Here is a 12,603-nt window from a genome sequence, read left to right on the forward strand (position 1 = left end):
TTTTTGAATATACATTCCGAATTATCAGGAAATGATTTCATCCAGAGACTCGCTTGATCAGAAACCGTATTGCATTCGCTAATTCCAAAAACACTCATTCCGTCGACAGTTAAACCTGAGCAAATGTAATACCTATTTAGAATGATTCAAATGTTTGGAGATATTTGTTTTGAACAAATCTAAATAACCATGAACTTTTATTTGATTTTCTCCCAAATCTCATGGATCGCTTTCCCATCACTGCTCTTCCCGCTGTGATCCCACCGGCCGTTTTCGAGCTTGTGATTAAATGTAAGAGAGGTTCCTACCCTGTTGTTATCTTTCGAGAAAAACTGAATATTCTCAGTATACTTTCCATTCTTCACCGTATAAGTCCCGCCGCCGGTTGCATAAAATCCTTTCACCGCCGGGTCTATTGCAAACCATTGAAAACGGGTTGCTGATAATAATTTCAGCGTTTTCCTTGTTCCTTCCAGGTGAATCTTAACCAGTTCACCCCCTCCCGGCTCTGCGCGTTCGGTAATGTGCCACGCACCCGCCATCGGTGTACTCGCCGCATCATCGACCTGCATCCAAACCATCGCTTCTTCGTACCTCAGAGTTAATATCTTATCTTTTACAGTAACAGTAAATACAATAGGAATACCAATTTTGGCTGTGTCAGCAGAATTGAATTCCGGCGTATAAGTCATTTGATCGCCGCTCATGGTAAAAGGGCCACCTTCCGTGCGCTCGAAGTATTTGTTACCTACACTATAGGATGCAATAACCAGATAATTGTCAGCCACGATCAGTGTGGAAGCGCTACCAGTGGGCTCCTGCGATTTCCAGGCACCTTTGGGAACCTGTCCAAACGTAATTAATGAAATGAATAGCAGGGTGGTTGTCAGTATGTATTTCATTTTTGCAGCATTTAAATGTTGGTATATACGTTATCAAAATTATGCCAAGTCTGGTTGCGCCCGCGGCAGCTACCGCATAATTTCCCTTAACACTTCCAGCGATTTGATTTCCCCCAGACCGTCCATGTGGATTTTATAAAAGAAAATAAGCTTCTCTAAAATCCTCGTCCTGCGGGTTCTGTCGAGTGGAACAATAGTACCAAATTGGGAAACCAAAAGCTGCCTGGCTGCTTCCAGTTCAATAAGATCCATTGTTCGGGGATAATTATTTTCATTCAATTCATTTTCCAGATCCTCCCCGGTTTCGGTACCAAAGCCCAGGTAAGACGACAATTGGAAAAGAAATTGGATGTGAAAGTTCTCAAAATTGGCCTCTGCTTGATCCAAAAAGAGTACTGATTCCTGTATAAAATGAAATAAGGGTTCGTTGCTTTCTTCTTCCCGGAGTGTTTTACCCAAAATTTCAGTCACAAATAACGCAAGACTAGACTTGACCACGTCAAATGGGATCGATGCGAATGGCGCGTAACATTTTATTTCCGATAACCGGTGAATGGTGTCCTCTTTGCTTTTGTGGTAAACGACCATATCCAGCAGCGTAAGTGGCTGAAAGAAAGCGATTCTGTTCGTTTTTGACTTTGCGCTCCTAACCCCATTAACAATATAAGTCTGGATCCCGAAAGACTCCGTATATATTTTCGCGATGATAGACGATTCCCGATAACGAATGTAGCTCAGTGCAATCCCACGGGTTTTATGAAGCATATTGAATCACTTTTTAATCAAAAATACTTATCTTTCTGTTAGATAGATTCTCCGGCGGCCTCAATGCGATTGAAACTCAATTTATCCTGCGGCTGTCCCGAAAAATTTATCGGCGTTTCGAAGTGATCAGTGACGGGAGTAAAAATCCAACTGATTTTGAAGTTTTTTGAGCTAAAGGATTTGTACCTTTGTAAGAAATAACGAACTAAACAGCAGTTCAGATTCGTTGTGTTAACATTGAGGTAATACGCTTTGCATAGCTGCAAACATTCATATTTGTAACGCATTTCTCTTCCTATGAGCGACGCCATTAAGCATGAGTGCGGCATAGCACTTATCCGTCTTAGAAAGCCTTATCAATACTACATCGACAAGTACGAAACGCCCATGTACGCCGTACACAAGCTTTCGGTGATGATGGAAAAACAGGTAAACCGGGGGCAAGATGGAGCCGGTGTAGCCAATATTAAAATTGAAGTTCCTCCCGGCAAAAGATACATCAGCCGTTACAGGTCCGTTGAGCCACAGCCACTTACGGATATTTTCTCTAAAATACATAAGAAGTTTCGCAAAGGTTTGAAGAACCACCGCGACCGGGCTATGGACGCTAAATGGTTGCAGGAAAATCTTGCGTTCACCGGAGAAGTCTGGCTCGGCCACCTTCGCTATGGAACCCACGGGACCAACGAAGTGGAGAACTGCCACCCAATGCTTCGGCAGAGCAACTGGAGGAGCCGTAACCTGGTGATGGCGGGTAACTTTAATATGACCAATGTTGACGAACTTTTCGGAAAACTGGTGTCATTAGGTCAACATCCAAAAGAGAAAGTTGATACTGTGACGGTCATGGAGAAAATAGGACATTTTCTGGATGAAGAAAATCAGCGCGTATTCGAACGCTTCAAAGGAGTTTACGAAAATCCGACACTTTCGGACGTTATTGAAGATAATATTGACCTCCAACGTGTATTGTACCGTTCATGCCGTGATTTTGATGGCGGCTATGCCATGTGCGGATTGACGGGATATGGCGCCTCGTTTGTAATCCGTGACCCGGCAGGTATTCGTCCGGCATATTATTACGCTGATGACGAGGTTGTTGTAGTTGCATCCGAGAAACAAGCGATCAAAGCTGCATTCAATGTGGATTATGATCAAATTCTTGAAATTACGCCAGGATCTGCGTTGATCGTCGATAAAAACGGAGAGTACAATGAATTCCCAATTCTGCCGAAACTCGAAAAACGCTCGTGCAGCTTCGAAAGGATCTATTTCTCAAGAGGAACTGACCCGAATATATATTACGAAAGAAAGCAGCTCGGGAAATTATTGATTCCTCAGATCTTAAAGGAAATCGATTACGATCTCGAAAACACCATTTTCTCTTATATTCCAAACACTGCTGAAACCGCATTCCTTGGAATGATCGAAGGTTTGGAAGAATACCTTGCGAAGAAGCGCAAACAGGCAATTATGGAAGGTATCTTGTTCGAGGAGGATCTGGAAAAGGTATTATCTTTCCGGCCAAGAATTGAAAAGCTGGTTACCAAAGATGTAAAATCCCGGACATTCATTACAGCCGATGCTCTGCGTGACGATATGGTATCGAGTGTTTACGATACTACTTTTGAAGTGGTGCGTAAGAATGTAGATACCGTCGTGATTATCGACGACTCGATCGTGCGTGGTACTACACTGGAAAAGAGCATATTAACTATGCTTGACAGGTTAAAACCGAAGAAAATCGTTGTCGCTTCGTCGGCTCCGCAAATCCGTTTCCCCGACTGCTACGGTATTGATATGTCAAAAATGAAGGATTTTGTAGCATTCAGGGCCGTATTGAAGCTTCTGGAAGAACGCGATCTGGATTATCTGCTGGAAGATGTTTACACAAAAAGTGTAACTTCAATTGCTACCAAAAATCCTTATCATACAAACTTCGTAAAAGCACTTTACGAACCGTTTACAGACGAAGAAATTTCACAGAAAATAGCTGAAATTATCCGTCCAAAGGATTTGAATGCAGAAATTTCAGTTGTATTCCAGACTGTGGAAAACCTGCATAAAGCTTGCCCTGAGCATTTGGGTGACTGGTATTTCACTGGAAATTATCCTACCCAAGGTGGAAATAAAGTTGTTAACAAAGCATTCTCCAACTCGTACGAAGGAAAATTGGAACGTGCCTATTGATATTTGAGAATAAAAATTAGAAAATCAGCCGACCTGGAAACAGGGCGGCTATTTTTTTAAAGACCTGATTCGGCTAACTTGCCGGCTTAAAACTATCCTGTAACCAATGCTACATTTTAACAAAATCCGATCCGTTAAGATCTTTTCATTACTTTTTACATTCCTGCTTCTGGGCGGTGTTTCGAATGCGCAAACCGCCACAGGAACCCTCAATGATCTCAATTTCCTGGAAGGTCACTGGCTCGGAACATACAACGGCGGCCCGATCGAAGCTTCCTGGACTGCGCCGGCAGGTGGCAACATTATGGGATATATTCGAATGATTAAGGACGATAAGCCTGCACTTTACGAGGTTTTCGCATTTGAACAGACAGAAAAAGGACCGGTTGCGAGAGTTAAACATTTCAAACCCGGGCTTATCGCCTTGGAAGAAAAAGACGTTTCAGATACCTACAATTTTATTGAAGCAAAAAAGAACCAGGCATTATTTGAAAAAGATGATATCTCTGTGAGAATTATCTATGAGAGACGTTCTCAGAATCAACTGGTTATCCAGAGAGGAAAGATGGAGAACAACAAATGGGTATTTGTAGATCTTTTCGTTTTTAACAGAATCCCTTAATGTTTGCCCGAAAATAAAAAGAGGCGGCAAGTTGTATATTCAGCTGCCGCCTTTAATTTTTTATGATCAGGTAAACTCCTGCAACCAGTAATATCGCACCCATAATTCTCGGGAAAGAAATCTGATGAACTACAAAACCCTGCAAACCAAAATGGTCGATCGTCATCACCGCGACCATTTGTCCGGCCACTACCAGGCAGATCATATTCGCCGAACCAATGTGCCTCACGATCATAATTACGGTCAGAACGTAAAAAGCACCGAGCGCGCCGCCCATAAATCTGGTCCACGAAATTTGCTTTAAATCGCTGAGAGAAGGTACTGGATTTTGGTTAAAACAGGCAAACGCGATTAGCAGTATCACTAATCCAACAAAGAAAGAGCTGATCGCAGCGAGGATAGGATTGTTAATCGATTCGCGGAGCTGCACATTGACCCCCGACTGCACGGCATTAGAAATTCCGATCAGAAAAGCCAGAAACAGGAAAAGCCAATTCATTTATAAAGGATTTATACAGCTTCGCAACAAATGCATTGCCTATCTTTTCAATTCGTCCAGTTTGTCCGGGTCGACAGTCTTGAAATGACCATATACCCGCAATACAATCGCAAGCGCAACCGTAACTTCTGCGGCGGCAACCACCATCACAAACAAAGCGAAAAGTTGTCCGCTCAGCCGATCAGAATCATATCTGCTAAAAGCAACCAGATTCAGATTGACTGCATTCAGCATTAATTCAATACCCAATAAAATTCCGACAAAGTGCCGTTTTGTGATCGCCACAGCCAATCCTGTCGAAAACAGTATCGCAGCGACAATTAAGTAATGATATATGGAAATAGCGCTCATTGTGCCGGATTACGGTTTAGGGCAAGATAAGCAGCACCAATCAATGCTACAAGAAGTAAAATAGCGGCGATCTCAAAAGGTAACAAATGTGACGTCATTAATTCCACGCCGATTGTTTTGATCGTCGATTTCCGACTCACTGCGTCACCTGACATTCGGAAATTGGCGGAGAAAATGATTTTTGCAAGCACACCCACAATTCCGATTCCAATCACAAAACCCCACACTTTCCGAGTGATCGGTACCTCTACCCTATTGTGCCGGGAAGGTCCTTCCTGCTGAATGGCGCGTTGGGTTAACATGATTCCAAACATCAGCAATACAAGAATACCGCCTACGTAAATCATGATCTGGGCAACTCCCAGAAAATCAGCGCCCGCGAGTACAAACAATGCGGCAATGCCCAGAAAAGCAAGTAGCAATGCAAATGCACCATATATCAGATTTTTGGAAAACAGAATGAAAAGCGCGGCCAGAATCGCAAGTGCTGAAAATCCATAAAACGCGGCTACCTCCATTGTTTCCAATATATTAATCTCTTAAAACTACTTATTCCTTCGCTTTCGGCTTCATTGTTGGCTTAAAAGCCGGCTTCGCAGGTGCCGGCTTTTCCTCATCCTTCCCTGCGGCAACTACCTTCGGTTTCATCGATGGTTTGAATGCAGGCTTGGCTGCAACAGGTACTTCCGCCGGAGTCTCAGCCACGGGCTTTTCCTCTGCTTTTTCTTCCGGTTTTTCTGTCGGCACTACCCTCGGCTTCATCGATGGTTTGAATGCAGGTTTTGGAGTAGCAGGTGCTTCCGCCCGAGTTTCAGTGACGGGCTTTTCCTCTGCTTTTTCTTCCGGCTTTTCTGTCGGAACTACCCTCGGCTTCATCGATGGTTTGAATGCAGGTTTGGCAGCAACAGGTATTTCCGCTGGCGTCTCGGCAACTGGCTTTTCTTCCTCCTTTTGCTCAGAAACAACCTTAGGCTTCAAAGTGGGACGAAATGCAGGCTTCGCGACAGGCGCTTCTTCCGACTTTTCAGCCTCTATCTTCGGTTCACTATCTGCTACAGGAGCCGCGGGATTTTTCGGTTTAAAAATGGGTCGCGCAGCTGATTTTACTTCCTTAGCTTCTTCAATCGCAGGCGCAGGATTTTCATCACTTACTACTGGTTTGGGCTTTGGTTTAAATACCGGGCGAGTAGCAGGAGCTGCTGCGGCCGACGTTTCAGCCGGTTCAGGCTTGGCAGCAGGTTTTGCAGCAGCTTTCAGTGCTTCTTTTTCCTTTTGGAACTGATCAAGCAACTGGCGCTTTTCATCGGCTTGTTCGGCAGTCAGGTTGGAATAGTTGTAAACCATATCCCTTACATCGAACTCACTGTAATCAAAAGTCTTGGTCATTGTCAGACATTCCGTCGGACAAACTGTTGTACAAAGGCCACAGTAGCAGCACTTTGCCATATCAATGTCGAATTTAGCTGCGTAAAGCCGGATCGGGGAACCGTCAGACGCGCGGCCAACTTCTTCAATGGCGCGGATAGGCTCGATTTCAATGCAATCGACCGGACAAACTTTCACACATTTATCGCAAACAATGCAATCGTCCATCTCATTATGCAATCGGTAACGCCCGTTGTCAGGAATAGGAATACTTTCCTGCGGGTATTGGATCGTGACCATTCCATCCTGCTGATCGTAAAAATCGCCTGATCGAATGTCTACAAGGCTGCGTCGCTTCCGGGCATTCCAAAAATGCCGGAGTGTGAGGCGCATCCCCGTGACCGTGGTCGAGATCCCTTCTGATATATTTTTAAAGTAGGTTGACAAATCAATCTATATTAACACACTATCTATGCCCTGTGGCAAAGATAGAGTAACTGGTTTAATACTGTTTATTTAAAAACTTACTGATCCGCTTTTCGGTTCAATAATATTGCCTGATTTAGGTGAAATCAAAGGCTGAGAAACTCACCTTCGATCATTTGAATAATATGCGTCAAATACTGCTTTGCAATAACTTCCCTGTCAAAATGCTTTTTTGCAAATAAATATCCATTCATTCCGTGGCTTGCCGCCACGCTCGGGTCATCCATATAATATCTTATTTTTCCAGCAAGGTCCTGCGGATTTTCGGGCTCAACGAAAATTCCCGCATTGGCCGATTCAACCAGTTCACGGGAAGCGCCGTCGATCGCCAGTAAAACTGGTTTTTGACAGGAGAAATAATCGAAAGTTTTGTTGCTGTAAATCGTTTTGAAAATCTCCGCCTGCTTCAAAACCGACATTCCGGCATCCGCTGCACATATATATTTCAACACTTCAGGCTTTGGAAGCGGATCTATAAATGTAATATTGTTCAATCCTTTTGCGTGAGCTTCTGCGATCAAACTGCGTTTTTCCGGCCCGTCTCCAATCAATACGAAGTGTGCATTGGTATCAGAAAGCAAAGCTGCGGCTCGGAGAATTTGTGTCAGGCTATATGCGACACCGTGTGCACCCGCATAAATCAGCACAAAACGATTTTCCCAACCCAGGTTATTTCTAAATGCATTTCTGTCTTGCCCTACATGAATTTTATCTGCCAGAACAAAATCCGCTGCATTTGGGATCAGGATAATCTTCTCAGTGCTAACTCTTTTTGTATTGATTAAAAAATCCCTGAAAGCTGGTGTTACTACATTAATCAGGCTTGATTTTCTGTATAAAATCGCTTCCAGCCAAAATGATAACCGGATCAAAAGGCGATTTTTCAATACCCCCGTTTCTATCGCAGATTCCGGCCACAAGTCCCTGACTTCAAAAACAAAGGGAATGCGTTTCGCAATAGCAATCCACCAGCCTGCCACACCAACAAACAGAGGTGGAGAAGTCACGATTACAGCATCGCATTTGATTTTTACTAAAAATAAACCGGCGAACAATGCGCTCAATACGAAAGATAAGTAACTCCAAATCCGGCCCACAAAGCCGGAATGATACCCGGGCGCAACGTAGCAACTGATTACGCGCGCGCCACCGGCACTGATATATTCCGAAAACGCCGGCTGCCTTTCGTTACCCGGCCCCGACATATAATGTACATTTCCAGCCACAACAGTTACATTATGCCCGCTTTCGATCCAAATTCTTGTCATCTCGTTCCACCGAGCGCCGCCACCTTCGTGGTCTTTGAGAAAAAACTGGTGTATCAGAAGTATATGCATTGCGTCTAATCTAGCTTTCTGATTATCGTGCGGATATAAGTGCCGCGTAGTAAAAATGTCACCCTCGGAGTTTCCACTTTTTTTCCGTAAGTCTCTGAATACCAACCACACACCGTTTCTGGAATGACCTTATTTCCCGCAGCATCCTGAGCATAAATCGTGTACTGTTCAAAAAAACACTCTGCGGGGTGCCAGATCTGTCGCATCGGAATGTTCTCAGGGGCGTTTTCAAGCCAGTCCTCTACCAGCCAGGACAATTCATTATGTCGCTTTGAGACTTTTCTTTTGTGCACAATACCCTTTTTTAAAAAAGAATATCCCTCAAATTCGCCGTCAATAATCACAAGTCCATTCTCTTCGCTGATCGATCCTTTTGCTTTTCTGATCCAGTGCGTCCAGGTGAATCTGGGTCCTTTTTTCATTTGATTATTGTCGCCTAGCTGGATCGTATTATGAGAGGCAGTTCCGGCGAAATAGTGCGTCAGTTCAGGAGTGGTGTTATATAGATAAGTGCCCGCATCGAGCAGGATATTTTCGCCATTTACCCAAATATCCAGGTGCAGATTATCCGCCTGAAACGGGCGACTTGAATACTTTGCGCAACGTAAAAAGGTAGTACAGTGTGTATCGCCGGCAATATAATAGCCGCCGTCGGGATAGCTGAAAACTGCCTCAGTTGAACCAGTATGCACTTTCGGCAGGGCTGTCTGCTGTATGCCAAACCATTCACATTCCTCTTCCCAATCTCCTTGTGAATAACCCAGATCTAAATTCAGAATAGCAGCCAGCGCATTAAGTTGCGGTCGGAAATCGCGGAAATGAGATGTGGTGAGCGGGAAGAACAATGCGCCGTCATTGTTACCTGAATTGGGAAGCCAGCCGCTCGTTTTGTCCTGACAAGATGATAGAAAAGCCAGCGATTTTCGGGCCTTTTCGTAAACTTTTTGATCGAACTGGTCACCATTGATTTCACTCAGCCTCAGTGCCCACGAAAGCAACTGTACTGCGACCCGGTGATAGTTCATCGAAAATTGAATGTAAGTCCCATCTTCAAAAATTTGAGAGCAAATCTCTGATTCAAACCATTGTTTTCCATTCTTTTTCCAAACATAGCTTTCTTGAAAAAAAGGAAATAATAGGCCAGTTGTATACAGCCCAAGTGCCTCGGTGAGTGTGTGATTATTGTGTAATGCAGTCAGTGAAAAGCGCATATTTGAATACACATGACGCATTTGACAATAGATGCTGTAAGTAATTTTATTAAAGATCCGCTGATCTAGAATGGTTGAAAATTGATAATAGTGAAGCGCAAAAATCCAATTGAGTACCCTCAAAGAAATTTCCTGACTGCACTTCCAATTTGGTCCCAGATTTACGGGATTACTATCAATCCAATCTTCGATTCTGCTCAATACGAGCTCTGCCTGATCATCGGCAAAGTGATAATCGTAGCGGATCAGGTCGTATAAAAAGCAAAATCGTGACTTTTCCCAAACGTATTTGATATCTCCCGCCTGCTCCCGGAAATCAGGAATTCTGGTCCAGTGTATCCTTGGTTTATATGAAAAGCCGGATTTTGGATTAGTATGCCAGTCCGGCATTTGTAACCATTCGTGAGAAAAAAACAGGTATTGATTGTTTCTGATTCTTCCAACGCTCTCCTTCAAATTCCGCAGGTTCTGCTTTTTTGTAATATTCTCGTTTCTTGGATTGATAAAACACTTAACCTTCTGATCGCGCCACTTGGAAAGATCAATAGCATGAACTTCTCGATAGCTTTTCGGAAATCGTAGTGCTAACAAGCCTGTCCTACGTTGAATTTCGTAGCATATACGAAAGATTACGTAGCTAATTCCCATTAACCTAATCATTTGAAATGCAGCGCGAATGAGGAAAGGGTAATTCAAAGGTAGATCCAGCCGGATGTTGACAAACTTTCAACCGCGGCAAATGTTGCCCGGGTAGGATTAATGATATCCTGGCTTGATACAGGTGGGTTTTCACCGTTTTTAACACAACTTAAAAGCTGTGCAAACTGATTCTTGTGTCCCTTGTCCTGTGCCGATTTTATTTTACCAAATGATTTGAATCCATAACCTGTAAGGCATTTGAAATCATCTAAAATCAATGTGCGACCCATCGAGCTGACTTCAATCCGTTCCTTTTGATAATGGTGATGACCGTTTGAGAAGTAATTCACAACTCCCGTGGATCCGTTTTCCTGCCGCAGCAAAATGCTTACATTCTCGTGATCCTGCCCGGGCGATAGCGGAAATGCATTGCTGCACACGGCCGCAACAGGCGATTGGGTTAGGAATGCGATCAGATCAATGAAATGGCAGCATTCACCCAGCATGCGTCCGCCCCCAACCTGCCGGTCTTTCAACCAGGCGTTTTCCGGTAAATGTCCTGCATTAACGGAAATCGTCACATGCATTAAATTATTTCCCAACAACTCCCTCATTTTTACAACATAGGGAGAGAATCGGCGATTAAAGCCCACAAAAACCATTTTTTGAGAAGCATGCCAGGTTGCTATCACTTCATCCAGTTCGCTTGGAAAGATTGCCAGTGGCTTTTCTACAAAAACGTGCTTACCAGCGTTCAGAGCCTCTATTACTTGCCGCGCATGCTCATTGTGCCTGGTTGCAATCATCACCAGGTCGACCTCATTGTCTTCCAGAATATCCCGACTGCCAGTCGTCGCAAACGGTATCCTGTACTTTTGGGCAAGTTCAGAAGCAGTCAGCCCATTTGCACTGGATATGTACTTGATGGCAGCCCCTTTGAGCAGCGGCAGCATGGTTAGCCGGGTAAAATTCCCGGCGCCTATAATGCCAATAACCGCTTCCGTAGGTTTGAAAAACAACTGTTTCGGCGGCATAACACGCTCTTTTATCGAAGCAGGATAATCAATTACAGTGGCCAGATTGGATTGGAAATCATTTCCATAAATCAAAGGCGCATTTTCAAGAGTGATTGTTTCCGAAATCATTCCTTTTACATGGAGGGCGCCAGACTCAAACAAATGCAGTACCGACTGAAAATTCCGGTTCTCGGTCCAACGCACGTACGAATAGGGATAATCAACGCCCTGCTCTTCATATTGCCGGTCGTAGCGCCCCGGGCCGTACGAACAGGAAACCTGAACAGTCAGCTCTTTCTCATAAAAATCAGCCCGACGTATATTCATACCAACCGAACCAACAACAACGATTTTTCCGCGTTTTCTTGAAATCAGCGCGGCTTGTCGCAAGATCGAATCGGAAGTAGAGGTAGCAGTTATCAACACACCATCAACACCGTTTCCTCCGTTCAAACCTAAAATTTCGTTTTGAAGTGGATTCTTTGCCGGATTGATAACCTGCAATCCCCTGTCTCGCCCCAGCTGTATTCTTTTTTCATCAGTCTCCAAGCAAATTACCCGACAGCCGTTGATCCGAAGCAGCCCGGCCGTCAACAGACCTATTAAACCAAGTCCAATAACCGCTACCGTTTCGCCCAGTGCCGGTTTCAGCAGCCTTATCCCCTGCATTCCCACCGCAGCCATTACCGTAAAAACGGCATCTTCGTCGCTGACATTTTCTGGCACTTTCGCTACCAGATTGGTCGGAATGCACACTGCTTCTGCGTGGCAACCATTATTGACAACGCGATCGCCGACCCGAAAACCTTCCACGCCCTCTCCAATCGCTATTACCTCGCCAACCTGACAATAACCGAGCGGCATCAATTGATCCAATCTGCTTGAAAGCATATTCACGGTATTGATGAACCCGTGCGACCGGATTTTGGCAAATGCATCGTCCAGTTTCTCAGGCTGCTGGCGGATTTTGGAGAGTAGTGAAGATTTGCCGAAGTTGACCAGCGTCCGCTCTGTCCCGGCGGAGATCAGGCTTTTTCGGGTTTTGATCAGGATGTAACCTTTCCTGATGGTGGGCACCGGGACTTCCCGAAGGGTAACTTTTCCCGTGCGAAGGTTTAGCGCGAGCTGTTTCATAGTGTTTGTGTGTGATTTGTTTGCAGGAGGCGACTAATTTGTCTGCCAATACAATGAACTCTGCTTTATAATTTTCCTAAATTCCC

The 12,603-nt window shown here is 44.4% G+C and carries 11 protein-coding genes; 2 read left to right on the top strand and 9 right to left on the bottom strand.

Features of this window, described 5'->3' with window-relative positions; all coding sequences use genetic code 11:
- Positions 1-197: 197 nt before the first annotated feature.
- Complete coding sequence (locus KOD92_RS18110; protein WP_215235001.1) at positions 198-902, bottom strand: hypothetical protein; 705 nt, start codon at positions 900-902, stop codon at positions 198-200.
- Positions 903-971: 69 nt separating this feature from the next.
- On the bottom strand, positions 972-1,667 hold the full coding sequence (gene recO, locus KOD92_RS18115) for a DNA repair protein RecO (RefSeq protein ID WP_215235002.1): 696 nt from the start codon (positions 1,665-1,667) through the stop codon (positions 972-974).
- Between the two features lie 297 nt (positions 1,668-1,964).
- Between recO and KOD92_RS18120 the strand changes: the two genes are divergently transcribed.
- Both KOD92_RS18120 and KOD92_RS18125 read left to right on the top strand, forming a co-directional pair.
- The gene (locus KOD92_RS18120) at positions 1,965-3,857 is read left to right on the top strand and encodes an amidophosphoribosyltransferase (protein WP_215235003.1); all 1,893 of its coding nucleotides are present in this window, start codon (positions 1,965-1,967) and stop codon (positions 3,855-3,857) included.
- A gap of 106 nt (positions 3,858-3,963) precedes the next feature.
- Positions 3,964-4,479: a DUF6265 family protein gene (locus tag KOD92_RS18125; RefSeq protein ID WP_215235004.1), complete on the top strand. Its 516-nt coding sequence runs from the start codon at positions 3,964-3,966 to the stop codon at positions 4,477-4,479.
- 52 nt (positions 4,480-4,531) lie between these two features.
- Here the strand turns inward: KOD92_RS18125 and KOD92_RS18130 are convergent, their stop codons facing one another.
- The 7 genes from KOD92_RS18130 to KOD92_RS18160 all read right to left on the bottom strand — a co-directional run bounded on the left by KOD92_RS18130 (position 4,532) and on the right by KOD92_RS18160 (position 12,517).
- On the bottom strand, positions 4,532-4,978 hold the full coding sequence (locus KOD92_RS18130; protein WP_215235005.1) for a DMT family transporter: 447 nt from the start codon (positions 4,976-4,978) through the stop codon (positions 4,532-4,534).
- Between the two features lie 39 nt (positions 4,979-5,017).
- A complete protein-coding gene (gene nuoK / locus KOD92_RS18135; protein WP_215235006.1) occupies positions 5,018-5,329 on the bottom strand; it encodes an NADH-quinone oxidoreductase subunit NuoK in 312 nt (103 codons plus the stop codon).
- Positions 5,326-5,847 carry an NADH-quinone oxidoreductase subunit J family protein gene (locus KOD92_RS18140; protein ID WP_215235007.1) on the bottom strand — a complete coding sequence of 174 codons (522 nt, stop codon included), beginning with the start codon at positions 5,845-5,847 and terminating at the stop codon, positions 5,326-5,328. Before KOD92_RS18140 ends, nuoK begins: the two co-directional genes overlap by 4 nt.
- 31 nt (positions 5,848-5,878) lie before the next feature.
- On the bottom strand, positions 5,879-7,141 hold the full coding sequence (locus KOD92_RS18145; RefSeq protein ID WP_229254739.1) for a 4Fe-4S binding protein: 1,263 nt from the start codon (positions 7,139-7,141) through the stop codon (positions 5,879-5,881).
- A gap of 125 nt (positions 7,142-7,266) precedes the next feature.
- Entirely contained in the window at positions 7,267-8,517 is a 1,251-nt protein-coding gene (locus KOD92_RS18150; protein WP_215235008.1) for a glycosyltransferase family 4 protein, read from the bottom strand.
- 5 nt (positions 8,518-8,522) lie between these two features.
- Positions 8,523-10,319 (bottom strand): alginate lyase family protein, encoded by a 1,797-nt coding sequence (locus tag KOD92_RS18155; RefSeq protein ID WP_229254740.1) that lies wholly within the window; start codon positions 10,317-10,319, stop codon positions 8,523-8,525.
- 101 nt (positions 10,320-10,420) lie between these two features.
- Positions 10,421-12,517: a bi-domain-containing oxidoreductase gene (locus KOD92_RS18160; protein ID WP_215235010.1), complete on the bottom strand. Its 2,097-nt coding sequence runs from the start codon at positions 12,515-12,517 to the stop codon at positions 10,421-10,423.
- Between the last annotated feature and the right edge of the window lie 86 nt (positions 12,518-12,603).

This window comes from Dyadobacter linearis, assembly GCF_907165045.1.
In the GTDB taxonomy this organism is placed as follows: Bacteria; Bacteroidota; Bacteroidia; order Cytophagales; family Spirosomataceae; genus Dyadobacter; species Dyadobacter linearis.